We start from the raw sequence: 25,707 nt of genomic DNA on the forward strand, positions 1-25,707 counted from the left end.
AATATTATTCAGGCTGATTAAACTGACGATAAGCTTCAAGTGGGGATAGAGAACGATAATTTCAAGGGGGAAAAGAAATCCTGACCGGAGAAAAAGCGCAAAGAAATGAAGCAATAGAAACCGCCGTCAGGCATAAAGCCCGACAGCGGGCGATTAAAACTTGAAAGGCTGACGCCCCGCCAGCGAATGGGACAGCGTCGTGCCATCGACCATTTCCAGCTCGCCGCCGACAGGCACGCCGTGGGCAATCCGGCTGGCCATGACGCCGTGCTGCGCGCACAGTTCGGCAATGTAGTTGGCCGTCGCCTCCCCTTCCACCGTCGGGTTGGTAGCCAGAATGACTTCGCTGATGGATTCGCTTTCCAAACGATCTTCCAGCCGTCCCAGACCGATATCATCCGGACCGATGCCGTCCAATGGCGACAGGTGTCCCATCAGGACGAAGTAACGCCCGGCGAACTGCCCGGTCTGCTCGATGGCGTGGATATCCGCGGGACTCTCCACCACACAGATTTGGCCATTTTGCTGACGCCGAGGATTCGCACAAATCGAACATACGTCCTGTTCGGTAAAGGTGCGGCAATCAGCGCAGTGACCGATTTCAGACATCGCGCGAGTCAGCGCCTGCGCCAGACGCATTCCCCCGCTGCGATCGCGCTGCAGCAGGTGAAAAACCATACGCTGAGCTGATTTCGGCCCAACGCCCGGCAAACAGCGCAGCGCCTCCATCAGCGATTCAAGAAGCGGACTGGTTTGCATCAGAACGGCATCTTAAAGCCCGGCGGCAGCTGCATACCGCTGGAAACCGACGCCATCTTTTCTTTCTGCGTTTCAGCAATACGACGGGCGGCGTCATTGAATGCGGCGGCGATCAGATCTTCCAGCATGTCTTTGTCGTCTTCCAACAGGCTGGGATCGATCTCCACCCGGCGGCAGTTATGCGCGCCGTTAATGGTGATTTTGACCAGCCCCGCGCCCGATTCTCCAGTGACTTCCAGATTTGCAATCTCTTCCTGCATCTGCTGCATTTTTTCCTGCATCTGCTGGGCTTGCTTCATCAGATTGCCTAATCCACCTTTACCAAACATAGTTTTCTCTCTATCACTTCGGGCTGCGCATTCGCAGCGGTTAAACAGGGCGGATACTTTCTTCGTCCAGTTCCGCATCAAAGAAACGCCGCAGCGTTTGAATAGTATTATCGGACATAATCGACTGGCGCGCCTGCGCCAGCTTTTCTTCATAAATAGCCTGACGCCACTCCAGCGGGGTCAGTACTGCCGGATTATCGTCTTCCGTCACCAACAGTTCGATAGGCTGGCCGTAATGCGCCGCTAAAGCTTCTGTCAGGGTTTTCTGCGCCGCCGGTGAATTGAGGTGGCGCTGGGAAGAACGCAGATGCAGGTGTATTTTACCGGCTTGCGGGCATTCCTTGAATGCATTTAACGCCAGTTGTTGTACCAGTTTTGGTAACGACAGGCGATTAATTTCCGCCGCCCACTCATCGCGCTCCAGCGACTCTTCCGCCAACCGGGCCGCCAGTTCGGGCGTTTTTTCATGCTCTAACGCCGAACGCAGCGCCTTTGGCGTGGCGACGTCGGCTTTGACATCCTCCACGACGTTCTGCGCCCGCCAGCGATAGGCTTCCGGTTTCTTTTTGGCCGCCGCGGAAACGCTGTCTTTCTCGTTTTTCCGCTGTAAACCGCGCTCAGTCACCGAGGCTAACCGTTCAAGCGCTGAGTTTCCCGGCCGCGCTTTATTCGACGCTGCCGGTTCAGCTTTTTTTGGCGGGGTTGCCCCCTGCTTTCGCAATAGCTGACTACGCGCTTGTAAAAGCTGCGACGTAGTATCCGAAAGTCCGCCATCCGCCTGCGGCGGCTCCGCGCTCTGTTCCGGCCCCGGTGGTTCAAAACCGTCGGATTCGTCGAATGACGCCGGCGGCTCAGTCGGATAAGGGGGAATATGTCCATGCCCGCCGGTACTGGATTGCCGCGGCGGCGGAACCGGTCTTGACGGCTGAGCCGAAGACGCCGGCGCAGACTGCGGCGCCGCATGCGAAGGCGCCGGAGGCTGGCTGGATGCGTGCGACACCGGCGCTTCAATAATCTGCTTAGGATGGAAAGCCAGCGCGCGCAATAACGTCATCTCTACCCCCATCCGGCGATCCGGCGCATAAGCCAGCTCTTTACGGCCTATCAGCAGCGTCTGGTAATAAAGCTGCACATCCGCAGGCGGTAAGAGCCGCGCCAGATCCCGTAAACGGGACTCTACCGCCGCATAGTCATTACTTAGCGCCGTGGGCAATAGCTGAACCATCGCGATGCGGTGCAACAACGTCAGGGTTTCAACCAGCAGCGACTCCCAGTCAATGCCGCGCGCCGCAGCTTGATCGAGCAAGGCCATAACGCGCGCGCCGTCGGCTTTCACCAACGCTTCGATGATCGCCAGCGGTTGTTCGTCATCCAGCGTTCCCAACATCTGGCTGACCGATTCCGTCGTCACCTGTCCCTGCCCCATGGCGATGGCCTGGTCGGCGAGGCTCAAGGCATCGCGCAGGCTGCCGTCGGCGGCGCGGGCCAGCAGTTGCAGCGCCCGAGGCTCGCTCGCCAGATGCTCCGCCTGCAACACCTTCTCTAAGTGCGCCCGGATCTGCTCGACATCCAGCGCCTTAAGATGGAATTGCAGACAGCGCGACAGAATCGTCACCGGCAGCTTTTGCGGATCGGTGGTCGCCAGCAGGAATTTTACGTGCGGCGGCGGCTCTTCCAGCGTTTTCAGCAGCGCATTAAAGCTGTGACGCGACAACATGTGCACTTCATCGATCAGGTACACTTTGAAACGCCCGCGCGCCGGGGCGTACTGAACGTTATCCAGCAGGTCGCGCGTATCCTCAACTTTGGTACGGGAAGCCGCATCAATTTCAATCAAATCAACAAAACGGCCTTGCTCAATTTCACGGCAGTTATCGCACTGTCCGCAGGGCGTTGCCGTCACGCCCTGTTCACAGTTGAGGCCTTTTGCCAGCAAACGGGCGATGGTGGTTTTCCCTACGCCGCGCGTACCGGAAAACAAATAGGCGTGATGGATTCTGCCTAGAGAAAGGCCATTGGCTAATGCGGTCAGTACATGTTCCTGACCAACCACATCAGCAAAGGTTTGGGGACGCCACTTACGGGCAAGAACCTGATAGCTCATCAATACCGCAACAGTCGAGTTATTGAGGAGGTCATGCTAACACAGCCGCGCGGGTATCCGCGAGGCCGTTATAATTAATGTCCGGGGAAGTCAACCAGGCTATAGCAGGTCACGCCCATGGCTTCCAGCCGCTGCACGCCTCCCAGATCGAACAGATTGATCACAAACGCGGCATCGGTTACCGTCCCGCCTAAACGACGAATCAGTTTTATCGTGGCTTCAACCGTCCCGCCGGTCGCCAGCAGATCGTCTATCACCAGAACGTTGTCATTCGCGCCGATTCCATCCTTGTGAATTTCCAGAGAATCCGTGCCATATTCCAGTTCATAGCTTTCGCTGATGGTCGGACGCGGTAGTTTTCCCGGTTTACGAACCGGCACAAATCCGACGCCCAACGCCAACGCGACCGGCGCACCGAACAGAAAGCCGCGGGCTTCAGTCCCTACGACTTTGCTGATCCCGCGATTGCGATAACGGTTTGCCAGCATCTCAATACTGGCGGCATAAGCCGTCGGGTTTTCCAGCAGGCCTGTAACATCACGGAACAGTATGCCCGGCTTCGGATAATCGGGAATGCTTTTGATACTGTTTTTAATCAATTCTGACTGCTGCGCAGTTGAGGTCATCATATCTGTGCCTGATAAAACGTTCTGATCCATACCAATGCCGGCCGCTACCAACCCACACCCAGCATTACCTTGATGAAATACTGACTTTTACATAGGAAAGCGGCGATCCGCGCACGAAAGCGCTCAAATCTAGTCAAACTGGCCAACAAATGCAACAGTCCCGCGATCCCTGCGCGTTTTATGCCGGCTTTCTATAGCCCGCCGCCCTGCGCTGAAACGGCGAACCGCATTGATGCGCGCGTCATCAATTTTTTCTGGAAATTTTTTGTTGCTCCGAATCGACAACCGGCAGACGAAGCATAAAGGTCAGTAAGATCGCCATAATCACCAACAATAGCACCCTTACCCAACCAATCTTAACCAGCCAGAGCGAAAGCGCAAACGTCAGCAAAATAACGACAACCGCTTTCCATTTTGCTCCCGGAGGCAACGCCCGATGTTGCTGCCAGTGACGTAAATATCCCCCAAACCAGGAGCGGTATAGCAGCCAGTGGTGGAAACGCGGCGACGAACGGGCAAAACACCAGGCCGCCAATAATAAAAACGGCGTGGTCGGCAACAAAGGCAACACTACGCCTAACGTTGCCAGAACGACGGCCACCCACCCCATTACAATCAGCAACGCGCGATACATATTCACCTTCAGTCAATCCACCGTTAATGGGTAAGTAAAGCGCAACCCGGCGCAGTTACTTTATCATCAACATCGCGCGCTTGTTAATGGCCGCAATCATGGCAACCAGGAAAGCGAAATCTCCATGAGCCGGTTACAGCAGATGCTATATTCGCAAAGGAGAAGAAAAGGGATAATGTTTCGGCATAAAGTTCGTTTCAATCCCAAAGATAAATTTGCTGCATTCATCGGTATAAGGAACAGAGTGAATACTCACAAATTGCTGCTCGCGCTTGAACAACAAATTGATTCGCTGGCAAAAGAGATCGAACCGTTGGCGGATAAATCCGTTCCGCAGTCGCGTTTCGATCGGCAACTGTTTAGCTGCTATGGCACGCGCCTAAAAGATTATTTCAATGAAGTGACCCTGAATTTCCAGTCCATCAGGCAGTTGGTAGCCGAGCAGCGCACTGAGCGCGTCGCATTCATGGCTGAAAAGCTGGTAAGGCAAATCACGGCGCTACAGCGTGAACTGGCGACCCAATCCTTACGGCGACAGGAGAGCCCGGCGCAAAAACCGCCGCAGGATCTGTATCATAAGCTGGCCGAGCATCAGGATTATGAAAGACGCCTGCTGTCGATGATCCATGACCGGGAAAGCCTGCTGGGCAGCCAAACGCAATTCAGCGAGCAACAACGCCTGCAAAAAGAATTAGCGGCCCTTGAAGGACGGTTAATGCGCTGTCGTCAGGCATTAACGAGACTGGAACGGCTCATTGAACGCAAGGAACAAGGGCTGTAGCTTCTAGCGGTATTCCTTAACTTTCTGCTATATGTGAAAAACAGATGACGAACTATAAAAGGTGAAGATAAATGTCCCTGGAAAATGCGCCGCCTGAAATCAAACTGGCGGTCGATCTCATTATGTTGCTGGAAGATAACCAGATAGAACCGCAGGTCGTGTTGGCCGCGCTGGAAATTGTGCGCCAGGATTTTCAGAAAAAAGCGCAGGAAGAACCCTCAGGAGAGAAGAAATAGCCTCGCCGACCTACAACAAAATCAGCCGGCGTAACATAGATGGCGCAGTCGTCTGAAACATACGCGGTAAATAGATGCGCAAATGCGGCCATTCGCTATCCCGGCAGCGATGGCGCCCGGAAAATTCCCGTAGTTAGTCCGGCTGACGTAATGTGTTGCTAAAACGCAGCATATCAATAAAAGAATCAACCAATTCAGGGGCATCCTGATTAAGATCGAAACTTTCCGGCATAAATAGCCAATTTTCCATCAGGCCGGAAAAATAGGCGCGCAACGCAATGGCCGCCCGGCGGGGCTGAATATCCTCTGGCAGCAATCCCATGCGAATACAGCGTATTAAATAAGCTTCGATATCGGAATAACAATCGAGGTAAAACGCTTTACGGACGTTAAAAGATGGCAACATTTCGCCAACAAACTCGCATTTATGAAAGACGATTTCCATCATCGAACGCCACTGACAGTCACTTACTGTTAAACGCAGCATATAAATCAATATTTCACGCATAACATGGAGTGGATTATCAGGAAATTTTGTCTGATACTCTATTTCAAACTTATTGAGCTTTAACTCAGCCTGAGCCCATATTTCGTTAAATAGTTCAGCTTTGTTTTTAAAATGCCAGTAAATAGCGCCGCGGGTCACCCCTGCGGTCATGGCGATATCAGCCAGCGATGTAGCGGACACGCCATGCTCTGAGAAGACTCTCAATGCTGCATCCAGTATCTGTTGCCGGGTTTCCTGAGCTTGTTGTTTGGTTTTTCGTGCCATATCGCTGTATTTGAAAGAAAGTATGATTTACATACATTCGAGTATGTATGTAACATAGCACGAACATAAAATTATCGCAGCAATGGGTTTTAAAGCGCGTGATCCATTGGTCAATTTCAAATCGGATACTTGAGGTTTATCTATGAACAAAAACAGAGGGCTAACGCCTCTGGCGGCAGTTCTGATGCTTTCTGGCGGCTTAATTCTCGCGGGATGTGATAATAAAGAAGCACAACAGGCTGGAGCACAGCAATCAGCACCCGAAGTCGGCATTGTTACGTTGAAAACCCAGGAGCTAAATGTAACGACAGACCTGCCGGGCCGTACCAATGCCTATCGCATTGCGGAAGTCCGTCCTCAGGTTGGCGGCATTATTCTGAAGCGTAATTTTGTTGAAGGCAGCGATATTCAAGCCGGTTCATCGCTGTATCAAATTGATCCCGCGCCCTATCAGGCTGCTTACAATAGCGCTAAAGGCTCATTGGCCCAGGCTCAGGCAAGCGCTGAAATCGCCCATCTGACGCTTAACCGCTACAAACCATTGCTAGGCACCAACTACATCAGCAAACAGGAATACGATCAGACGGTCGCCACATCCCGACAGGCCGATGCCAGCGTACAGGCGGCCCAGGCTACGGTAGATAATGCGCAAATCAACCTTGCTTACACCAAAGTCAATTCGCCGATTACAGGACGGGTAGGTAAATCAACGGTGACGGAAGGCGCGCTGGTTTCCTCCGGTCAAACCGTCGCATTAACCACCGTGCAGCAACTCGATCCGATTTATGTCGATGTCACCCAATCAAGCAATGATTTTCTGCGTCTGAAAAAAGACCTGGAAAACGGCACGCTGAAGCAGAGCGAAGGCAAAGCGAATGTCCGCCTGCTGCTGGAAGACGGCTCTGAGTATTCACACCCCGGCACGTTGGAATTTTCCGATGTCACCGTGGATGAAACCACCGGTTCCATCACCCTGAGAGCTATTTTCCCTAACCCGGATCACGACCTTTTACCCGGAATGTTCGTTCGCGCGCGTCTGGATGCCGGTGTGCAAAATAACGCGCTGCTGGTTCCGCAGATGGGGATTACCCGCACCCCCAGAGGTGAAGCGACAGCGATGGTCGTAGGCGAAGGCGATAAGGTCGAAGTCCGCAGCGTGACCACATCCAAGGCAATTGGCAATAAATGGCTGGTTACCGATGGTTTAAAAGAAGGTGACCGCGTTATTGTGACCGGCCTGCAAAAAATCCAACCCGGCATACAGGTGACAGGAAAAGAAGTCGCTCAAGATAATGAACAGCCGCAGCAGTCGCAGGCTGAATCCGCGAAGTCTTAACAGGAGCCGGTAATTCATGGCTAAGTTTTTTATAGATCGACCCATTTTTGCATGGGTAATCGCCATCGTGGTGATGTTGGCCGGCGCGCTGGCGATTGTGAGGCTACCAATAGCTCAATACCCAACTATCGCACCCCCGGCAATCGAAATTACAGCAAACTATCCGGGCGCTGACGCATCAACGCTGCAAGACTCCGTAACACAGGTTATCGAACAGAACATGAACGGTATCGATAACCTGATGTACATGTCTTCCAGCAGCGATTCATCGGGCACGGTGCAGATTACGCTGACCTTTGATGCAAGCACCGACCCTGATATCGCTCAGGTTCAGGTACAGAACAAACTTCAGTTGGCAATGCCTTTACTGCCGCAGGAAGTTCAACAACAAGGGGTTAATGTTCAGAAATCAAGCAGCAGCTTCCTGATGGTCGCCGCCTTCATCAGCAATGATGGCGAAATGACGCAGCAGGATATTGCTGACTACGTGGCGGCCAACGTCCAGGATCCCATTAGCCGTACCAATGGCGTCGGTGATGTGCAGCTATTCGGCGCACAATACGCCATGCGGATCTGGCTCGACCCAAACAAGCTGAATAAGTACCAGTTGACGACCGGCGACGTCACGACGGCCATTACGGTGCAAAACAACCAAATCGCCGCCGGCCAGCTCGGCGGAACGCCGCCGGTGGCGGGCCAGCAGTTGAATGCCTCGATCATCGCGCAAACAAGACTGAAATCGCCCGAAGAGTTTTCCAACATTTTACTGAAGGTCAATACGGACGGCTCCCAGGTACGCCTGAAAGACGTGGCGCGCGTTGAACTCGGCGCGGAAGGTTATGACATTATAGCCAGGTACAACGGGCAGCCCGCCGCCGGTATCGGGATCAAACTCGCCACCGGCGCCAACGCGCTGGATACGGCTTCCGCGGTTAAATCCGAATTATCCCGGCTGCAGGAATTTTTCCCGAGCGGATTAAATGTGGTTTATCCCTACGACACGACGCCTTTCGTTAAAATCTCCATTAACGAAGTGGTGAAAACGCTGGTGGAAGCCATCGTGTTGGTATTCCTGGTAATGTATCTGTTTTTGCAGAACTTCCGAGCGACGTTGATTCCGACCATCGCCGTCCCCGTTGTGTTGTTGGGCACATTCGCTATCATTTCGGCGTTTGGCTACTCCATCAACACCCTTACCATGTTTGGGATGGTGCTCGCCATCGGCCTGCTGGTGGATGATGCCATCGTGGTGGTGGAAAACGTTGAACGCGTGATGGCGGAGGAAGGATTGCCGCCGAAAGAAGCCACCAAAAAATCGATGGAGCAGATACAGGGCGCCCTGGTCGGGATTGCGCTGGTCCTCTCCGCGGTATTTGTTCCGATGGCCTTTACCGGCGGTTCAACCGGCGCCATCTACCGTCAGTTTTCCATCACTATTGTTTCCGCGATGGTGCTCTCGGTACTGGTTGCATTGATTTTAACCCCGGCGCTCTGCGCCACGCTGCTAAAACCCATAGCCAAAGGCGACCACGGCGAGAAAACAGGATTTTTCGGCTGGTTTAACAGGCTGTTCGAAAAGAGTACGCACCACTACACCGATAGCATTGCCAACATTCTGCGCAGCACCGGTCGATATCTGGTGGTTTATCTGCTGATTGTCGTGGGGCTGGCGCTTCTGTTCTTACGTCTGCCAAGCTCCTTCCTGCCCGAAGAAGATCAGGGGGTGCTGCTTAACATTGTGCAACTTCCCGCCGGTTCGACGCAGGAAAACACTCAAAAAGTGATGGACCGGTTGACCAATTACTATCTGGAAAACGAGAAAAATACCGTGAGATCGGTCTTTACGGTCAGCGGTTTCGGTTTCTCCGGACGTGGGCAGAACGCGGGTCTGGCGTTTGCCAGCCTGAAAGACTGGAGCGAGCGTGACGGCGCGGAAAATAAAGTCGCGGCTATCGCAGGCCGGGCCAACGCCGCATTCAGCCAAATCAAAGAAGGGATTGTGATTGCAACCAACGTCCCCGCGATTGTAGAGCTGGGAACGGCGACAGGCTTTGACTTCCAGTTGGTCGATCAGGCTAACCTGGGGCATGAACAGCTTACTCAGGCGCGTAACCAACTGCTCGGCATGGCCGCGCAGCGACCGGATATGCTGGTTCAGGTCCGCCCGAACGGCATGGAAGATACGCCGCAGTTCCGGCTTGATATCGATCATGAAAAAGCACAGGCGTTAGGCGTCTCCCTATCGGATATTAACGCTACGCTGGCGACGGCGCTGGGCGGAAGTTATGTGAATGACTTTATCGATCGCGGCCGGGTGAAGAAAGTGTATGTTCAGGGCGACGCGCCTTTCCGTATGCTGCCGGATGACATTAAAAATTGGTATGTGCGCGGCAGCGACGGACAGATGGTTCCTTTTTCCGCATTTTCGCAAAGTCACTGGGAATACGGCTCTCCACGCCTGGAACGCTATAACGGTCAGCCGTCCATGCAAATACAGGGTGAAGCCGCGCCGGGTAAAAGTACCGGTGAAGCAATGGCGCTGATGGAAGAGTTCGTCGCCAAGCTGCCTAAAGGCGTTGGATACGAGTGGACGGGCATGTCCTATCAGGAACTCTTGTCCGGCAGTCAGGCGCCGGCGCTGTATACCATATCCCTGATAGTGGTCTTCCTCTGTCTGGCTGCATTGTATGAAAGCTGGTCGATTCCGTTCTCGGTTATGCTGGTCGTGCCCTTGGGGGTTCTGGGCGCCGTGGTGGCGGCATCCATGCGCGGTCTTGAAAACGATGTCTACTTTAAGGTAGGTCTGCTGACGACAATTGGGCTATCGGCGAAGAACGCCATATTGATCGTCGAATTTGCTAAAGACCTAATGGAAAAAGAAGGCAAAGGTTTGATTGAGGCGACGCTGGATGCGGTACGTATGCGTCTACGCCCGATCCTGATGACCTCCCTCGCCTTTATCCTCGGGGTTGTACCGCTGGTTATCAGCTCAGGCGCAGGTTCCGGCGCGCAGAATGCGGTTGGTACCGGCGTAATGGGCGGGATGATTACCGCTACCGTACTCGCTATTTTCTTCGTTCCCGTATTCTTTGTGGTGGTCCGCCGCCGCTTTGGCAAAAAGAATGAGGATATAGAGTCCCAACATCGGTAATTTAAACACCGTCAACACATTAGCATTCTCCAAAGGCCGCAGTTGCGGCCTTTTTTATATCCCCTCTCCCGCTGTTTCATCATTCCATACACCGTAAACGCCATACGCGGGCGGCAATATCCATACAAATCGCATGGTTGAATCGCGCAATAAAAAAGCGCAACATATGTATATGTTATAACATAACAATAGAGGTTATATGAAGAAAGGCATTCATCCTGACTATCGGACCGTGGTATTTCATGATACCAGCGCCGATATGTATTACAGAATCGGTTCAACCATCAAAACTGAACGCACTATCGAACTGGACGGAGACAGCTACCCTTACGTCACGATTGATGTTTCCTCTGCCTCTCACCCATACTACACCGGGAAGCAGAAAGAATACGCGAAGGAAGGTAGTACCGCGCGATTCCAACAACGTTTTGGCAACTTTTTCAAATAATCCAGATCACCCAGGCAGAGAAACTAATTGAACTTAAGGCGCTTAAACAACTCGGCAAACGGTACATTCGCCTAAAGCCGATTCTAACGCTTGCAGGCAGCCCCGGAGAGGAAGCGTCCCAAAGGGAAGCCTGAGGAGTTTGATAAAGCCGACCATACGGTCATCGCCTGGATGATGATGAAAATATAACGAGGAACATTCAAATGCAGGTGCTTAGCTCCCTACGCTCGGCGAAAAACCGTCATAAAGACTGCGTCGTAGTACGCCGCCGCGGACGTATCTATGTGATATGTAAAAGCAACCCCCGCTTTAAAGCCGTTCAAGGTAGAAAGAAGAAAAAAAGCTGATCCTATTTCCGTAACAATTTTCTACAGCTCTGTTATGTATGTAACAGAGCTTTTTTATATTTTTGATAAAAACTGTAAAAACAATAGGATAAAAAACAGCCTAACGCTACATATCTTTACATTAGAGGAATAGCTATTGTCTTTCTCAGGTTATGACGTTGTCCCATACACCAATTAAATTAATAGGCTGATATTATGGTTATTCCAAAACTATTCCGTCTTTGGAAAATTCTGTGATTTAATCCTGATAAATAGCATTAAAAACCATATCTAATGCCCGCGAATCTTACTGACTCTTTTGCTATAGTTATATACAGAACGACCCGATATGTATCAAAATGGCACAGCGTAAGTGTCTCTTGTTTTCATTAAATTGAAAAGATACTCTGTCGGCATCGGGAGGCGTAAAACCATTGTGGGCTAAATTGTGGTTGTCTAAATCCCAGACGTTGAACTCTTGCATGTAGGCATCATGATTGTAGAAACATGGTTGAGGCTATTCTCTTATGAGTTTTGTCAGTCTGCCTGTTTACCAGGTGTTAACTGCTGTAACACTGAATAACGGCTTAACGGAGGGATTGATATGGATGAGTACACACCCAAACATTATGATATTGCCCAACTCAAATTCTTATGTGAGTATCTATGCGACGAAAGCATTGCAACGTTAGGCGATAGCAGTCACGGCTGGGTCAATGACCCGACATCTGCGATCAATCTTCAATTAAATGAACTTATTGAGCATATCGCTACATTTATTCTCACATTTAAAATAAAATATCCTGACGAAGGCGAGCTTTCTCAGCGGGTTGAAAAGTATTTAGATGATACCTATGTACTGTTTAGCAACTATGGCATCAATGATGCTGAATTGCGCGGATGGAAGAAATCTAAAGAAAGATTATTCGGAATGTTCTCAGAAGGGGACATCTGTACGCCTGCTAAAACTTAAGCAATAATTTATCTTATATTTATTAACCACCAGGTACTGTTAGCATAAAGGCCAACATGAAAAAAATCGATTATTTGATGCGTTTACGTAAATGCACCACCATAGATACATTGGAACGCGTTATTGAGAAAAACAAGTATGAGCTCTCCAACGATGAACTGGAGATGTTCTATTCTGCGGCGGATCATCGTCTAGCCGAACTGACGATGAACAAACTTTACGACAAAGTCCCCACTGCTGTATGGAAATACGTCCGTTAATTCCCCCGACGCCCAAAAGCACATTGATAGTGAGATAAAATTAATACATCGCGCCGATGTCATTATCGGCCTTTGTTTTTATTGTTTTTTTTCACACCTTAATAGAATAAGAGTTGTAACAAAGTGTATTTTATATAATAAAAATAATTAGAATACTGCGTTTTACAACTCGCTCAATCCGCTATAACTGATACCTTTCTCACAATACAATTGATAAACCCATTTCAATAATCCAGATTATTCCGCATCGATTCGACAGGCATATTGCGCTCAACAAATCGCCGGAAAGAATTTACATACCAACCAGGCGCAAGAACGAAATTTTCGTATCTAAATTTATTTACGCTCATTAATACAAAACAAATCGCTCCCGGTTATCTGAGTAAACCAAACAGACGGATAAGATCAGAGAAACAACTATCGCCGCATAAAAGATAAAAAAATCTGAACTCAGGCAGACAGCCAGCGAAGTATAAGCCGGCATAACGGAATCGCTTTTAGCTGCTTTGGATTTTTTGCAAGAGAATGGATATAGAAAGGGAAATGGTGGAGGCCCTGCCAGCTACATCCCGGCACACACGTCTCCTGCTGCGGCTGCTTCCTTCCGGACCTGACCGAATCCACAGGTTAGTGTTGCGGGAGAACCGACAGGGCCCCCATTGACAGCTCTAACTAAATATTCATTACTATAGAGCGGTGGGCATTATGGGTGATGGGCAGTTCAATTGCAAGCTAACGCATACCAATCGTTGCTTTCTTACCCAGCACGCCATACTGCTATGTGTTCTTCTACCGATTGAAAAGCAAGGTTTTGTTGATGACAGGAGAAATGGACACGTTTCAACAACGTGTTTTCCAAATTGTCGCCGCGATCCCATATGGGAAAATAGCGACCTATGGTGATGTGGCCCTGATGGCGGGATCGCCGCGAGCCTCCCGCCAAGTTGGCGGCGTACTGAAGCGTTTACCCAAAGAAAGTAAACTCCCCTGGCACCGGGTGATAAACCGAAAAGGAGAAATATCGCTCACCGGAGACGATCGCCAACGTCAAAAATCAGCCTTACAAGCGGAGGGAGTCCTCTTTAACAAGCAGGGCAAAATCGACCTCGCTACGTTCCGTTGGCAGTCCGTGCCATAACATCATGGCACGGCCCCGCCTTAGGCTGTTTTTACCAAACAGATTGAACTGGTTGCGATGACGGCAACATTTTTGATGGCGCAGGCGAAGAAGGTTCAGCGCCTTGCACCGGCAAAGGTACGGACGTTACGGGCACCATAACCAGATCGGCATTATTTACGCCATTGGTGATCACCGGCAAGACATTTTCCGTCACCATCGACACCCTGTTATTTATCGCGATAGCCGCGCTGAGTAAAATACGGGCATGGGGTTGAATGTCAGCCGGATTATACGGTAACGCAAATGTGAAAGGAGCCTGTTTCCCCTCGGTGCGGGTTACATGCTGGCTGATCACTTTTGAAGGCGCATCGGACAATGATGCATCGGACACCGTAACCGTCAATACCGCATCGGCCGGTAAGGCAATACGCTGGCGAATATTCACCGTCCCGGTAACGGAAGGCATTGATACCGCTGGATGTTGGGTAGAAGCAGCGGTTACGGATGCCCCGGTTTCAGGCGACACGCCATAATCATTCCTGTCGGCGCAGGCTGCCAAAGTCATTGATAACGTGATACTGCCTAAGATATGCCATAATTTCATTTCGGTCAGTCTCCTTTGTTATTGTCAGACTGCCGGCATCAGAAAAACCGGCGTTCACTTATTTCGATAGATGCCAAAGAGCGGAAAGTCAATTACAGCGACTTGAAAAATGATGAATATAAGTAGTATGAATCACGCAATAGCACAATTGATAGTGCAATATTCTGATATTCCTCTGATAAATAATTTAAATTACTGAATTCAACTCGTTAGCTGCTTAATTTAGAGACGTTCAACCAATGAGAACAACACTATGAGCCAGGCACTACAAAACCTCCTCGATCTGCTCAATTTGGAAAAAATCGAGGAAGGGTTATTTCGGGGAAACAGCGATGACTTGGGGCTGCGACAGGTGTTTGGCGGACAGGTAGTGAGTCAGGCGATGTCGGCGGCTAAACAAACCGTGCCGGCAGACCGTAAAATCCATTCATTCCATAGCTATTTCCTGCTACCTGGAGATAGTCAGAAACCTATTATTTACGATGTGGAAAACCTGCGTGACGGCAATAGTTTCAGCGCTCGCCGGGTCAACGCCATTCAGAATGGTAAACCGATATTTTATATGATGGCCTCGTTTCAAAGCCACGAGGCTGGGTTTGAACATCAGAATGTAATGCCTGTTGTTATTCCCCCTGAAGAACTCAAGTCAGAGCAGGAAATCGCGCAAAGTCTCGCGCATTTACTGCCGCTACAATTCCGTGAAAAATTTACCAGACCCAGGCCCATTGAATTTCGCCCGGTAAAGTTTCACAACCCATTAAAAGGGAAAGTGGAGGAGCCAGTACGACATGTCTGGTGCCGTGCCAATGGCCCGTTGCCTGACGATGAAAGAATTCATCAGTACCTGCTTGGCTACACGTCCGACTGTAATTTTCTGTTAACCGCATTACAACCGCATGGCGTTGGTTTTCTGGAGCCAGGCATGCAGGTCGCCACTATCGATCACTCAATGTGGTTCCATCGTGATTTCCGGCTGGATGATTGGTTGTTATACGCGGTAGAAAGCACCTCGGCTTCGGGCGCCAGAGGGTTTGTACGTGGGCAATTCTATACCAGAGAAGGCGTGCTGGTTGCTTCCAGCGTGCAGGAGGGAGTGATACGCCATCACCGCCATTAAAGCCTTAAAAACGCGATTGACGGAGCCAGGAAGCAGGATAAAGAAACAGGGCGTGGATATTATCCGACGCCCTGCTTATCAATGAAGATTCACATTACTTACTGGTTGTAAGCATTCTCGCCATGGCTGTTGACGTCCAGGCCTTCGCGTTCCTGTTCTTCCGGTACGCGCAGACCAACGACCATATCGGCCACTTTGAAAGCGATAAAGGAAACAACGCCAGTCCATACGAAGCAGACAATAACGCTGAACAGCTGAACCCAAACCTGGTGAGCCATGGTTACGCCTTCCGCATAACCCACACCGCCCAGAGAAGCCGAGGTGAAAACGCCCGTCAGGATACAACCTACGATACCGCAAACGCCATGGACGCCGAACACATCACACGGGTCATCAACGCGCAGCCATCTTTTCAAGACGGTCACACCCCACAGACCAGCGATACCAGCGGCGATGCCGATGATCAGGCCGCCGCCGACGCCAACTGTACCTGCCGCCGGCGTAATCGCAACCAACCCGGCGATACAACCGGAACATGCACCCAACAAAGAAGGCTTGCCACGCGCCATCCACTCACCGACAACCCATGCCAGGATCGCAGCGGCAGTAGCGACGACGGTATTGAGGAAAGCCAGACCGGCAATTTCGTTAGCGGCCCCGGCAGAACCGGCGTTAAAACCAAACCAGCCGATGTAGAGAATCGCCGTACCAATAAATACCATTGGCAGATTATGCGGCTTAAGCGCTTCTTTACCGAAACCGGCGCGTTTGCCCAGCAGGTAAGCGCCGACCAAACCAGCGACAGCGGCGTTAATATGCACCACCGTACCACCGGCAAAATCCAGCGCGCCATCAGCAGCCAGATAACCGCCGCCCCATACCATGTGAGTCATCGGCAGGTAAGAGAAAGTCAGCCACAGCGCAACGAAAATCAGCACGGCGGAGAAACGCACGCGTTCAGCGATGGCGCCCACAATCAGCCCTACGGTAATACATGCGAAAGAGGCCTGATAAGCGACGTGAATGTACTGGTAGAAAGTACCGGTAATCGAATCAATGGCGATGCCCTTCAGCATGAAGTTGGAAAAACCGCCGAAGAACGAATTGCCTTCGCTAAAGGCCAGGCTATAGCCATACACAACCCATAAAATACAAACCAGCGCAAAAGAGACAATCACCTGCGACAACATGGAAAGTACGTTTTTAGAACGAATCAAACCGCCATAAAACAGCGCAATCCCAGGTATAGTCATAAAAAGTACCAAAGCGGTACAAATCATAATAAAAGCATTATCTGCTTTATCGATCGTGGGTGCTGCAGCCATAGCCCAGGACGGGAGCAAAGCAGCCACACCAAGACCCAATGAGGAGACAAGTTTTTTCATTTTCATCCATCCCTATTAACGAATCTAAGTCAGGTGTTAAAGTGCGGCTTCGTCAGTTTCGCCGGTACGAATACGAATAACCCTTTGTAATTCAGCGACAAAAATTTTGCCGTCACCAATTTTTCCGGTATAGGCCGCTTTACTAATCACATCAATGACTTCATCGAGCTGATCATCAGCTATTGCGATGTCAATTTTCACTTTTGGTAAAAAGTTAACGCTGTACTCCGCGCCGCGATACAGTTCCGCATGCCCTTTCTGGCGTCCAAAACCTTTCACTTCAGTGACCGTTAGTCCCTGAATGCCAACGGAAGATAATGCTTCACGCACATCTTCCAGTTTGAATGGTTTTATTACCACAGTAACCAGTTTCATTCATCATCCCCCTAACCGTTAAGTTCAGACTTGCGCCCGCTGCTATCTCGGATTTCCATCATTTCGAATTATCTTCACGCAATGATAAAGCAAAGGATGTGCCATAAATGATTTATCTGGCAGATATCAGGTAGGAGAACGCGGGCAAGGTCTATTAACGGCAGGATGCATGCCGCCGTAAAAAGAAAAACTTATAAAAGAGGGGCAGACAATGCACCAATGTAGTGCACTGAGAGTAATCTTAGTGCATTGGGGCTAAAAACAGAATGAATATGCTTAGTGATGGTGCGAAGCAAACATTAACCATCCATTACCGTCGGTATTTGAACGCGCGCCGGCTTACGATACGGTAACGGACTCATGAATCGCTGCAGCCGCCAGCTCTTCCCCAGCCAACTGCAACTGATACATCTGGTAATAACGCCCCTTCCGGGCCAACAACTGCTGATGCGTACCCTGTTCGACGGCCTGTCCATGATGGAGCACCATAATGGTGTCGGCCTCGACAATTGTCGATAAACGATGAGCAATAACAATCAGCGTCGTTTGGGCCCGAATAATATTCAACGCCTTTTGCACCGCCTGCTCAGTGCCGGAGTCAATATTCGCCGTCGCCTCATCCAATATCAGGATTTTGGGCGTCTGTACCAATACCCGGGCTATCGCCAGCAGTTGTTTCTGTCCCGTTGACAGATTGTTGCCCTGCTCTCCAATCGGAGTATGCAATCCATCAGGGAACGAATGCACCAACTCGGACAGCTGTACAATGTCCAGCACTCGCCATACTTCATCTTCAGCGATATCGCGCCCCAGCGTAACGTTCATATACATAGATTCGGCCAGCACCACCGGATCCTGCTGCACCATCGCCACATTACGGCGTAAAACCTGATGCGATAACGTTTGCAGCGGGCGTCCGTCCAGGCGGATCTCGCCTTCATCGGGCGGGTAATATCCCATCAACAGATTAGCCAACGTACTCTTACCGCTGCCGGTATGACCGACCAGCGCCACAAATCCCCGTTCAGGAATGGTCAGCGAGATATGCCGCAAAACCTTTTTCCCCGAACCATAAGAGAAAGAAACATCATCAATCTCAACACGTCCGTGAGAAAGTGTCCGCATATCATCGCCATAGCCTTGCTTCACGCCGTCCATCAGTTCGAAGATCCGTTCACCGGCGACCACCGCCTGCTGCAACATCGACTGTTGAGTCGTCATCTCAATCAGCGGCTCATTCAGGCGACCAAGATAGTTAATAAACGCATACAGAACACCGACGCCGACCGAACCTACGGAGTTGAAGCCAAATTGCATCAACAGCCCGCACAATACCATTGCCGAAAACAGGCTAAGCAACGGGCGCAGCAGAAAGCCATCAAGGCGCAACGTTTGCATACGCGCCCGATAATGCGCCCAACTGGTATCGCTCAGCCGCTCGCCAAACCGGGCCTGCTGGCGGAATTGCTGAATAACGCCCATGCCGTTGATAATTTCATTAAAGCCGTCATTGATATCCGCCAGATAACTGCGAACCCGACGAACAATAGGCGTGCTGTAACGTTGATAAATCAGCATGACAGTCAACACGGCCGGGAAGATCGTCAGCGCAACCAGCGCCATCCGCCAATCCAAGCTGAACATAGCCACCAGCATGGCGCCGATCAGCGCCGCGCTGCGTAATGCGGTTGACACCACCATGACATACAGATCTTTCACCACCTCCGTATCGTTCGTTACACGGGATATCAATTGCCCTACCGGCTGGGTGTCAAAAGTGCTAAGAGGCTGGCGCAGCGCCGCATCCATGACATCAATGCGCAGCTGTTGCACCACCCCGACCGCTATCCGATTAAATAACAGCGCCTGAAAATATTGCAGCGCCGCGGCTAAAATCTGTAACAGAAGATAGGCGCAGGCCAATCCCGCAGCCAATGCGAGCGGAAACTCGCCTTTTGCAACCAGATTATCAATGAAATAGCTCACCAGTACCGGGCCGGAAACCTCGGCGGCGGCGGCAATCCATAGCATCAGCATCGCCAGCGCCAACGGCTTTCGCCACGGCGAACCATAAGCCAGCAGCCGCTTTAAGGTAGGCCAAAGCTGTTTAGGGCTATTCATTGGTTTCCCCTTCCGCCAGCGGCACATCATCCAGCGCGGCCTCTAATTGTTGATAGCGATACATATCCCGATACCAGCCAAATTGCGCGACAAGTTCGCGGTGGTTACCCCGTTGGACCGCCTGTCCACGCTGCAGTACCAAAATTTCATTTGCTTCCGTCAAGGCAGAGAGGCGGTGGGCACTGATGATCACTGTGCGTTGCTCTCCCCATTGTTTGAGATTCCGCAGGATCTGGTGCTCCGTGCGCCCATCAACGGCGGATAGCGCATCATCCAGAATCAGGATTTCAGCTTCCAGCAATAATGCGCGGGCAATGGCGATCCGTTGTTTCTGACCGCCGGACAGCATAACGCCGCGCTCCCCCACTTCGGTATCATATCCTTGAGGAAGCCGCAGAATGTCCTCATGCACGCTCGCAAGGCGGGCCGCTCGCTCAATCTGCTGCTTGGTTGCATCCGGCCGTCCCAGAGAAATATTGTTGGCAACAGTGTCAGAAAACAGAAAAGGCATTTGTCCTACAACGGCGAAACGGTGACGTAATTCATCCAGACGAATGTCTGACAAAGAGAGGTTGTGGTAGCGAATCTCACCAGACTGAATATCAAAATGGCGAAGGATAAGCGCCAACAGCGTGCTTTTACCTGACCCCGTAGGGCCACATAATCCCAGCACTTGACCGGGCTTCAGCGTAAAACTGACTTTTTTCAGCGCGCAACGATCGCTTTGCGGGTAATGAAACTCATGAATATTCGCCTCCAGCGCGCCGCGCCCATCGGGCAGAGATTGCGTACCGTCCATAACGACAGGTTCTTCAGACAAGAGCCGGCGAATCCGGCTATATGCCGCACTTCCGCGTTCAACGATATTGAACATCCATGCCAGCGCCAACATCGGCCATATCATCAGGCCGAGATACATGACAAAACTGGTTAACATGCCCAACGTCAGAGAGCCATGGATCACCATCCAACTGCCACCGCCGATAGCCAGCAGATGCGACAACCCGATGGCGATATAAATTGTGGGATTAAACCGCGCGTCAACCCGTGCGACATACATGTTTTTGGCGCCGGCATCCGCGGCGACCTGAGCAAAACGCGCCGACTGATAATCCTCCAACCCAAACGATTTAATCATTCGAATGCTGGTCAAACTTTCCTGAGCCTGATCGTTAAGCGAGGAGAATGCCGCCTGCGCCAATTTAAAACGCTGGTGCAATTGAGTGCCGTAATGTTTAATAATCAGCGCCATGATCGGCATCGGCAGCAGCGCCAGCAACGTCAATTGCCAGCTAATCTGGGTGCACATAATAAACAGCACCGCGCATCCCATGACCATGGAATCGACCAGCGTCAGCACCCCTTCCCCGGCGGCAAACACCACGCGGTCAACATCATTGGTGGCAAGAGCCATCAAATCACCGGTACGATAGCGCAAATAAAAAGCAGGATGCTGCCGGCTAAGCTGGCGGTAGAAATCCTCCCGCAGCTCAACCGCCAACTGATAAGACGCCCCGAACAGCAGCACGCGCCAGACACAGCGCAGCAGATAAACCATCACGGCGGTAATCAGCATTATGCCGATCCACTGCATGACCTTGCCAGTTGTCATATTGTGTTGCGTAACGCCATCAACCACCACCCCGACCAGCTTGGGGGCAACAATTGCAGGATGGCAATAACAATGAGCAATACCACCGCGCCTACATAGCGCCGCCATTCTCGGCGAAAATACCAGCTTAGTTGAGCAAACAGTCTCACGCAGTTTTGATTCCGATATCCAGAGGAGTCATTATAAACTCAGAAAAATGACACAGTACGCTTATTAAAAATGATTAATCATAGCGTTAATGGCAGCGCGGTCGTGTACTTGATACGTTCCATGGCGAAACTGGATGTCACATCAACCAGACCGGGAATGCCATTCACCAATCGCTTATAAAAGTCATCATAGCTTTTCATATCAGCGACCTGTACCTGCATCAGGTAATCATACTCTCCGGCCATCCGATAGAAAGACAATACTTCGGGCATTTCCGATACAACGCTGGTGAATGTTTGATACCAGACGCTATTGTGTTGCTGCGTCTTCAACAACACAAAAGCCGTTAACCCAAGGCCCAGGCGTTCATTATCCAGTAGCGCGACACGCGCCCGGATATACCCCTCTTCTTCCAGCCGCTTTAGCCTTTTCCAGCAGGGCGTCGACGTCAGATTCACCGATTCAGCCAGCGTTTGTAGTGAAAGCGTGCAGTCCTGTTGCAGCAAGCTTAACAAAGTACGATCTGTTTTATCTAACATAGCGTCATTCCGTAGGAAAATTTTCTTCAATTTCCCGCATTCAAAGATAAAAAGGCAACCATTTGGCGAAAAAAATCACTTTATCACTTACAACCTGAACGAACGACAGATATACCGGGGACAAGCGGCCTCCTCATGATAAAAACAAACGCCCAACGTTCATCTACTCCCCCGCGTGTCGCCGCCAACGTGACGGCAATCCAGCGGTACAACGTGCGGAAAGAGGCTGCGTAATTGAAGCAATGCCGCACATCTGCGATGAGCCAGATAACGGGAGCCGCTGAACGATCGTCATTTTTCAGGTAACATACTGGTTTTACGCCTCAACGTATTCTGTTCCGCGTTGAGTCCCAATTGCAGCAGGGTGAATGAAAAATGAAGCGCGCGGTTGTCGTTTTTAGCGGTGGACAAGACTCCACAACCTGCCTTATTCAGGCTCTAAAACACTATGATGAAGTTCACTGTATTACCTTTGATTACGGCCAACGCCACCGAGCAGAAATCGATATAGCCAGAGACCTCGCGCTGCAACTCGGGGCAACCGCGCATAAAGTTCTGGATGTCGGCTTACTGAATGAACTAGCCACCAGCAGCCTGACGCGCGAAAACATTCCTGTCCCGGACTACGGCAGCGACGCTCAAGGGCTTCCCAGTACATTTGTTCCGGGGCGGAACATTCTGTTCCTGACTCTGGCGTCGATCTATGCCTATCAGGTCGGAGCCGAAACCGTTATCACCGGCGTATGCGAAACGGATTTCTCCGGTTACCCCGACTGTCGCGATGAATTCGTCAAAGCGTTGAATCAGGCCATCGTGCTGGGTATTGCACGCGATATTCGCTTTGTCACGCCGCTAATGTGGCTCAATAAAGCAGAGACCTGGGCGTTGGCAGACTATTACCAACAGCTGGATACTATCCGTCACCACACTTTAACCTGTTATAACGGCATTAAAGGTGATGGATGCGGTCATTGCGCCGCCTGTCATCTACGGGCCAACGGACTGCAAGAATACCAGCGCGATCCCGCCGGGGTGATGGCGGCAATGAAGCAGAAAACCGGTCTGCAATAACGCTCGGTATTAAAAAACAGGCAAGGCCGAACCTCGCTCACCTCCTTGCCTGTCATATGATTTCAATTATTCCGCGCTTATAGCTTCCCCTGGCAGGCGGACGTGCAACAGTTCGCCACCGGCGGTATTTCTCCGGTCGCGGAACTCATCACAGTTTTAAACGCGACAGATTGCGCTCAACCAAAGCGGCGCCGATCCCCGGAACTTCCCGCAATTGTTCTATCTGCGTAAAAGGGCCATTTTGTTCGCGATAATTAACGATCGCCTCGGCTTTTTTAAGACCGACGCCGTTCATTACCTGCGCCAGCTCTTCCGCTGTTCCCGTGTTAATGCTTACTTCATCCTCATCGGCAACGGGAAGCGATACTTTTTCCATCTTTTGAGAGACGGGCTCGGATGTCACCGCGCCTCCGGCATTTTCAGTCTTTGACGACGCCTGAGCTAATAGCGGCAACCCGGACAAACTCATTCCAACGATTAGGCAAAGCGCCTTTACTCCTGACTTTTTCATGCTGTTTCCTCCATGTGTTTGACAGCATGGCTACCTTGCCGTAGCGCCCATCGCATCGCAAATGGCTTTGTCCGGATGTGGAAAAGGCCGCGAAAGCGGCCTTTTCTTATTGCAACGGTTTGCAAATTTATGCGGAGCTTATTGCTGCTCCTGCGCCGCTGCGCCCAGCTTAATTTTGGCTTCACTACGCAGGCTTATCAGCAGAGCATCGAATAATGAGCCCATCGAAGTTTGCTGTATCTGACTGGCGAACTGTTCCTTTTGTTGATCGGTCAATTGATGCGGAGTCACGCTATCAACAGCCACCAACACCACATTACCAGCCTGATCCTGGGTAATCCCATAAGACGGATTGTCTTTGGTCGGATGGGGTAGAGCGAAAACAGATTCGGCCATGACATCTCCCTGCGAGAGGGAAGACAGAGTTTTAGGCTCGCCAAAGCTCAGTTTCGCCGCTTTCAGCGCATCATCCTTACCCTGCTTCAGCTCAGCCAGGATTTTTTCAGCATCTACCCGGGCCGACTGCTCCGCCTTTTGACGCTTAACCGTCTGAATCACCTGCTCGCGCACCTGATCCAACGGCTGCGTACTTTCCGCTTTATGCCCGGTAATACGGATGACGAAGGCGCGATCGCCATCGACATTAATGACGTCGGAGTTACTTCCCTGGCTACCGTTCTCGCCGACCAATCCGCCGCCGAAAATAGCCTGGGTGACAGGCTGGAAATTCAAGGCAGCGGGAACCTGTTCACGGGTAAACCAGTCGGTTTCCGCCGATTTCACACCGGCAGCCTCTTCGGCGGAGGCTAAAGATTCGTTGTCGTTACTGGCAGCCTCGCTGACTTTCTGCTGCAACGCGAAATACTCATCAAGCGCTTTTTCGTGCTTAACTTTGGCGGCAATCTCGTCGCGCACTTCGCTCAGCGGCTTAACCTGCGGCGGCTGAATATCATCAAGACGGACAATCAAATACCCTACGGAGGACTTGATCGCCGAAGAGAGCTGCCCTTTTTCCGTCAGATTAGCCTGCTTAAGTTCGTCGACGGTGGAATTCTCATCCATCCATCCCAAATCGCCGCCATTGCGGCGAGAGATCGGATCTGTCGATTTTTCTTTCGCCAGCGCCGCAAAATCAGAACCCTGTTTGAGTTCATCAAGAACAGACTGCGCATCAGCTTCGGTTTTTACCTGAATAACGCTGAATTTCTTGCGCTCAGGCTGCGTATAGTCGTTTTTATTTTTTTCATAGAAATCGGCGATGGCGGCGTCGTCAACCGCGATCTTGTCCATCAGGCTCGCGGCGTCCAGCGTGATATAACTGACTTTGAACGACTCAGGCGCGATGAAACGACTCTTGTTCTGGTCGTAATAGCTTTGGATTTCTTCATCGGAAGCGGTTTGCGTTTTTGCGCTGGCATCAATATCAATGGTCGCCAGACGAATAACCCGATCCTGCGCGGCGAGCTTGACCAGATTGTCGATTTCCTGCGGCAGGATGAACGCCGTATCGCCAAACCCGCGAATAAGCTGCTGAGAGGTCAATTGCTTACGCAGCAATTCAGCATATCTATCCGGGGTTAAGCCCAGACGGCGAACCTGATCCAGATATTTTTCATTATCAAAACGGTTGTTAGTCTGGAATGCCGGAACATCAAAAATCGCCTGTTTTATTTGTTCATCGCTGATGTTCAATCCCAGCTTATTGGCATATTGGTCCAGCAGAACTTCATCAATCAGCTGTGAGAGCGCCTGCTTGCGCAGTTGCTGCATATAACCCTCATTTCCGGCCAGAAGGGAAAAGTTTTCACCCAATGCGCTCTGCTGGCGGTTGCGTTCGTTCTGTACGGCCTGCTCAAGTTGAGCGCGGGAAATTTCCTGCCCGTTAACCTTCGCGGCGTAATTCCCAGAACCACTGATAAGATAATCACCAACGCCGGTTAAAACGAACGATGCAATGATCAAGGCAAGAATAATTTTGAGCACGACGTTATTAGCGGCCGCGCGTAAATTGTCCATCATAATGTGACAACACTCCGCTGTAGAATGAATAACGCTCCCTGCGCTGGCAAAACCATGCATCCTCCACGAACAAGGCCAGGGCGCGTTTAATCTTTGTCTGACAATAGTAACCTGAATTACCAGCTAAAAAACATCAGGAATGTTCTTTAACGTTGCACAGCAATGGTCCGTATGGCGATCCGGCAAAGATAGCCCGACATGAAAAATCGCCGGGAGCGACTTTCAACGTCGCTTGCGACGGTCCAAAAGGCGGCGGCAGGATAACCCGTCATAATAAAAGGCACATCATAAAAATGATGCGCCTTGTATTTTACCTTACCAATAATCCTGCGTCAGGTAATGTTT

24 protein-coding genes, 1 other RNA gene, 1 pseudogene and 1 other annotated feature are annotated in these 25,707 nt (G+C 51.0%); of the genes and pseudogenes, 11 read left to right on the forward strand and 15 right to left on the reverse strand.

Annotated elements, in window-relative coordinates; all coding sequences use genetic code 11:
- Positions 1 to 153: 153 nt before the first annotated feature.
- From recR to HC231_RS17310, 5 genes are all read right to left on the reverse strand, one after another.
- Entirely contained in the window at positions 154 to 759 is a 606-nt protein-coding gene (gene recR, locus HC231_RS17290; protein WP_208227972.1) for a recombination mediator RecR, read from the reverse strand.
- Positions 759 to 1,088, reverse strand: a complete 330-nt coding sequence (locus HC231_RS17295; RefSeq protein ID WP_208227973.1) for a YbaB/EbfC family nucleoid-associated protein — start codon at positions 1,086 to 1,088, stop codon at positions 759 to 761. Before HC231_RS17295 ends, recR begins: the two co-directional genes overlap by 1 nt.
- A 40-nt stretch (positions 1,089 to 1,128) precedes the next feature.
- Positions 1,129 to 3,192, reverse strand: coding sequence for a DNA polymerase III subunit gamma/tau (gene dnaX / locus HC231_RS17300; RefSeq protein WP_208227974.1), 2,064 nt, complete (start codon positions 3,190 to 3,192; stop codon positions 1,129 to 1,131).
- Positions 1,738 to 1,802, reverse strand: a sequence feature (DnaX frameshifting element). (Overlaps the previous gene by 65 nt.)
- A gap of 74 nt (positions 3,193 to 3,266) precedes the next feature.
- The gene (gene apt, locus HC231_RS17305; RefSeq protein WP_208231388.1) at positions 3,267 to 3,818 is read right to left on the reverse strand and encodes an adenine phosphoribosyltransferase; all 552 of its coding nucleotides are present in this window, start codon (positions 3,816 to 3,818) and stop codon (positions 3,267 to 3,269) included.
- Between the two features lie 247 nt (positions 3,819 to 4,065).
- Positions 4,066 to 4,455 carry a DUF454 family protein gene (locus tag HC231_RS17310; RefSeq protein ID WP_208231389.1) on the reverse strand — a complete coding sequence of 130 codons (390 nt, stop codon included), beginning with the start codon at positions 4,453 to 4,455 and terminating at the stop codon, positions 4,066 to 4,068.
- 244 nt (positions 4,456 to 4,699) lie between these two features.
- On the opposite strand from HC231_RS17310, the gene priC reads away from it, so the two are divergent.
- Positions 4,700 to 5,236, forward strand: coding sequence for a primosomal replication protein PriC (gene priC, locus HC231_RS17315; protein WP_208227975.1), 537 nt, complete (start codon positions 4,700 to 4,702; stop codon positions 5,234 to 5,236).
- 71 nt (positions 5,237 to 5,307) lie between these two features.
- A complete protein-coding gene (rsmS, locus tag HC231_RS17320) occupies positions 5,308 to 5,472 on the forward strand; it encodes a pleiotropic regulatory protein RsmS (RefSeq protein ID WP_208227976.1) in 165 nt (54 codons plus the stop codon).
- A 133-nt stretch (positions 5,473 to 5,605) separates the two neighbouring features.
- Here rsmS and acrR read toward each other — a convergent pair whose 3' ends face one another.
- Positions 5,606 to 6,244, reverse strand: coding sequence for a multidrug efflux transporter transcriptional repressor AcrR (gene acrR / locus HC231_RS17325; RefSeq protein ID WP_208227977.1), 639 nt, complete (start codon positions 6,242 to 6,244; stop codon positions 5,606 to 5,608).
- 142 nt (positions 6,245 to 6,386) lie between these two features.
- Between acrR and HC231_RS17330 the strand changes: the two genes are divergently transcribed.
- The 6 genes from HC231_RS17330 (at position 6,387) to HC231_RS17355 (ending at position 12,738) form a co-directional block, all read left to right on the forward strand.
- Positions 6,387 to 7,580 carry an efflux RND transporter periplasmic adaptor subunit gene (locus HC231_RS17330; RefSeq protein WP_208227978.1) on the forward strand — a complete coding sequence of 398 codons (1,194 nt, stop codon included), beginning with the start codon at positions 6,387 to 6,389 and terminating at the stop codon, positions 7,578 to 7,580.
- Between the two features lie 16 nt (positions 7,581 to 7,596).
- Positions 7,597 to 10,731 carry an efflux RND transporter permease subunit gene (locus HC231_RS17335; protein WP_208227979.1) on the forward strand — a complete coding sequence of 1,045 codons (3,135 nt, stop codon included), beginning with the start codon at positions 7,597 to 7,599 and terminating at the stop codon, positions 10,729 to 10,731.
- A gap of 199 nt (positions 10,732 to 10,930) precedes the next feature.
- Positions 10,931 to 11,179, forward strand: coding sequence for a type B 50S ribosomal protein L31 (locus HC231_RS17340; RefSeq protein WP_048635794.1), 249 nt, complete (start codon positions 10,931 to 10,933; stop codon positions 11,177 to 11,179).
- A 203-nt stretch (positions 11,180 to 11,382) separates the two neighbouring features.
- The gene (gene ykgO, locus HC231_RS17345) at positions 11,383 to 11,526 is read left to right on the forward strand and encodes a type B 50S ribosomal protein L36 (RefSeq protein ID WP_208227980.1); all 144 of its coding nucleotides are present in this window, start codon (positions 11,383 to 11,385) and stop codon (positions 11,524 to 11,526) included.
- 583 nt (positions 11,527 to 12,109) lie between these two features.
- Positions 12,110 to 12,478, forward strand: coding sequence for an Hha toxicity modulator TomB (gene tomB, locus HC231_RS17350; RefSeq protein WP_208227981.1), 369 nt, complete (start codon positions 12,110 to 12,112; stop codon positions 12,476 to 12,478).
- A gap of 56 nt (positions 12,479 to 12,534) precedes the next feature.
- Positions 12,535 to 12,738, forward strand: a complete 204-nt coding sequence (locus HC231_RS17355) for an HHA domain-containing protein (protein WP_009114000.1) — start codon at positions 12,535 to 12,537, stop codon at positions 12,736 to 12,738.
- Positions 12,739 to 13,291: 553 nt separating this feature from the next.
- Here HC231_RS17355 and ffs read toward each other — a convergent pair.
- Positions 13,292 to 13,388, reverse strand: an RNA gene (gene ffs / locus HC231_RS17360) — signal recognition particle sRNA small type.
- A gap of 167 nt (positions 13,389 to 13,555) precedes the next feature.
- Between ffs and HC231_RS17365 the strand changes: the two genes are divergently transcribed.
- Positions 13,556 to 13,876: an MGMT family protein gene (locus tag HC231_RS17365; protein WP_208227982.1), complete on the forward strand. Its 321-nt coding sequence runs from the start codon at positions 13,556 to 13,558 to the stop codon at positions 13,874 to 13,876.
- A gap of 31 nt (positions 13,877 to 13,907) precedes the next feature.
- Here the strand turns inward: HC231_RS17365 and HC231_RS17370 are convergent, their stop codons facing one another.
- The gene (locus HC231_RS17370) at positions 13,908 to 14,462 is read right to left on the reverse strand and encodes a YbaY family lipoprotein (RefSeq protein WP_208227983.1); all 555 of its coding nucleotides are present in this window, start codon (positions 14,460 to 14,462) and stop codon (positions 13,908 to 13,910) included.
- 253 nt (positions 14,463 to 14,715) lie between these two features.
- On the opposite strand from HC231_RS17370, the gene tesB reads away from it, so the two are divergent.
- Entirely contained in the window at positions 14,716 to 15,579 is an 864-nt protein-coding gene (gene tesB / locus HC231_RS17375) for an acyl-CoA thioesterase II (protein WP_208227984.1), read from the forward strand.
- A gap of 98 nt (positions 15,580 to 15,677) precedes the next feature.
- Here tesB and amtB read toward each other — a convergent pair whose 3' ends face one another.
- The 5 genes and pseudogenes from amtB to HC231_RS17400 all read right to left on the reverse strand — a co-directional run bounded on the left by amtB (position 15,678) and on the right by HC231_RS17400 (position 21,761).
- On the reverse strand, positions 15,678 to 16,964 hold the full coding sequence (gene amtB, locus HC231_RS17380; RefSeq protein WP_208227985.1) for an ammonium transporter AmtB: 1,287 nt from the start codon (positions 16,962 to 16,964) through the stop codon (positions 15,678 to 15,680).
- Positions 16,965 to 17,000: 36 nt separating this feature from the next.
- Complete coding sequence (glnK, locus tag HC231_RS17385; protein ID WP_002208627.1) at positions 17,001 to 17,339, reverse strand: P-II family nitrogen regulator; 339 nt, start codon at positions 17,337 to 17,339, stop codon at positions 17,001 to 17,003.
- Between the two features lie 339 nt (positions 17,340 to 17,678).
- Positions 17,679 to 19,460 (reverse strand): SmdB family multidrug efflux ABC transporter permease/ATP-binding protein, encoded by a 1,782-nt coding sequence (locus HC231_RS17390; protein ID WP_208227986.1) that lies wholly within the window; start codon positions 19,458 to 19,460, stop codon positions 17,679 to 17,681.
- A pseudogene (locus tag HC231_RS17395) lies at positions 19,453 to 21,221 on the reverse strand (SmdA family multidrug ABC transporter permease/ATP-binding protein). Before HC231_RS17395 ends, HC231_RS17390 begins: the two are co-directional and overlap by 8 nt.
- 78 nt (positions 21,222 to 21,299) lie before the next feature.
- A complete protein-coding gene (locus tag HC231_RS17400) occupies positions 21,300 to 21,761 on the reverse strand; it encodes an Lrp/AsnC family transcriptional regulator (protein WP_208227987.1) in 462 nt (153 codons plus the stop codon).
- Positions 21,762 to 22,136: 375 nt separating this feature from the next.
- Between HC231_RS17400 and queC the strand changes: the two genes are divergently transcribed.
- On the forward strand, positions 22,137 to 22,832 hold the full coding sequence (gene queC / locus HC231_RS17405) for a 7-cyano-7-deazaguanine synthase QueC (RefSeq protein ID WP_208227988.1): 696 nt from the start codon (positions 22,137 to 22,139) through the stop codon (positions 22,830 to 22,832).
- A 148-nt stretch (positions 22,833 to 22,980) separates the two neighbouring features.
- On the opposite strand, the gene HC231_RS17410 is transcribed toward queC, so the two are convergent.
- Both HC231_RS17410 and ppiD read right to left on the reverse strand, forming a co-directional pair.
- Positions 22,981 to 23,343 carry a ComEA family DNA-binding protein gene (locus HC231_RS17410; RefSeq protein WP_208227989.1) on the reverse strand — a complete coding sequence of 121 codons (363 nt, stop codon included), beginning with the start codon at positions 23,341 to 23,343 and terminating at the stop codon, positions 22,981 to 22,983.
- A 138-nt stretch (positions 23,344 to 23,481) separates the two neighbouring features.
- On the reverse strand, positions 23,482 to 25,362 hold the full coding sequence (ppiD, locus tag HC231_RS17415) for a peptidylprolyl isomerase (protein ID WP_208227990.1): 1,881 nt from the start codon (positions 25,360 to 25,362) through the stop codon (positions 23,482 to 23,484).
- Positions 25,363 to 25,707: the final 345 nt, after the last annotated feature.

Origin of the sequence: Brenneria izadpanahii (assembly GCF_017569925.1) — a bacterium.
GTDB lineage: Bacteria > Pseudomonadota > Gammaproteobacteria > Enterobacterales > Enterobacteriaceae > Brenneria > Brenneria izadpanahii.

Excerpts from the sequence above, each read along its gene's own strand:
- HC231_RS17390 (WP_208227986.1), bottom strand. The coding sequence starts at position 19,460 with ATGAATAGCCCTAAACAGCTTTGGCCTACCTTAAAGCGGCTGCTGGCT.
- rsmS (WP_208227976.1), top strand. The coding sequence starts at position 5,308 with ATGTCCCTGGAAAATGCGCCGCCTGAAATCAAACTGGCGGTCGATCTC.
- HC231_RS17400 (WP_208227987.1), bottom strand. The coding sequence starts at position 21,761 with ATGTTAGATAAAACAGATCGTACTTTGTTAAGCTTGCTGCAACAGGAC.
- HC231_RS17335 (WP_208227979.1), top strand. The coding sequence starts at position 7,597 with ATGGCTAAGTTTTTTATAGATCGACCCATTTTTGCATGGGTAATCGCC.
- HC231_RS17355 (WP_009114000.1), top strand. The coding sequence starts at position 12,535 with ATGAAAAAAATCGATTATTTGATGCGTTTACGTAAATGCACCACCATA.
- ppiD (WP_208227990.1), bottom strand. The coding sequence starts at position 25,362 with ATGATGGACAATTTACGCGCGGCCGCTAATAACGTCGTGCTCAAAATT.
- amtB (WP_208227985.1), bottom strand. The coding sequence starts at position 16,964 with ATGAAAAAACTTGTCTCCTCATTGGGTCTTGGTGTGGCTGCTTTGCTC.
- HC231_RS17365 (WP_208227982.1), top strand. The coding sequence starts at position 13,556 with ATGACAGGAGAAATGGACACGTTTCAACAACGTGTTTTCCAAATTGTC.
- HC231_RS17370 (WP_208227983.1), bottom strand. The coding sequence starts at position 14,462 with ATGAAATTATGGCATATCTTAGGCAGTATCACGTTATCAATGACTTTG.
- HC231_RS17340 (WP_048635794.1), top strand. The coding sequence starts at position 10,931 with ATGAAGAAAGGCATTCATCCTGACTATCGGACCGTGGTATTTCATGAT.
- tomB (WP_208227981.1), top strand. The coding sequence starts at position 12,110 with ATGGATGAGTACACACCCAAACATTATGATATTGCCCAACTCAAATTC.
- queC (WP_208227988.1), top strand. The coding sequence starts at position 22,137 with ATGAAGCGCGCGGTTGTCGTTTTTAGCGGTGGACAAGACTCCACAACC.
- HC231_RS17295 (WP_208227973.1), bottom strand. The coding sequence starts at position 1,088 with ATGTTTGGTAAAGGTGGATTAGGCAATCTGATGAAGCAAGCCCAGCAG.
- acrR (WP_208227977.1), bottom strand. The coding sequence starts at position 6,244 with ATGGCACGAAAAACCAAACAACAAGCTCAGGAAACCCGGCAACAGATA.
- dnaX (WP_208227974.1), bottom strand. The coding sequence starts at position 3,192 with ATGAGCTATCAGGTTCTTGCCCGTAAGTGGCGTCCCCAAACCTTTGCT.
- tesB (WP_208227984.1), top strand. The coding sequence starts at position 14,716 with ATGAGCCAGGCACTACAAAACCTCCTCGATCTGCTCAATTTGGAAAAA.
- HC231_RS17410 (WP_208227989.1), bottom strand. The coding sequence starts at position 23,343 with ATGAAAAAGTCAGGAGTAAAGGCGCTTTGCCTAATCGTTGGAATGAGT.
- HC231_RS17330 (WP_208227978.1), top strand. The coding sequence starts at position 6,387 with ATGAACAAAAACAGAGGGCTAACGCCTCTGGCGGCAGTTCTGATGCTT.
- ykgO (WP_208227980.1), top strand. The coding sequence starts at position 11,383 with ATGCAGGTGCTTAGCTCCCTACGCTCGGCGAAAAACCGTCATAAAGAC.
- apt (WP_208231388.1), bottom strand. The coding sequence starts at position 3,818 with ATGACCTCAACTGCGCAGCAGTCAGAATTGATTAAAAACAGTATCAAA.
- recR (WP_208227972.1), bottom strand. The coding sequence starts at position 759 with ATGCAAACCAGTCCGCTTCTTGAATCGCTGATGGAGGCGCTGCGCTGT.
- glnK (WP_002208627.1), bottom strand. The coding sequence starts at position 17,339 with ATGAAACTGGTTACTGTGGTAATAAAACCATTCAAACTGGAAGATGTG.
- HC231_RS17310 (WP_208231389.1), bottom strand. The coding sequence starts at position 4,455 with ATGTATCGCGCGTTGCTGATTGTAATGGGGTGGGTGGCCGTCGTTCTG.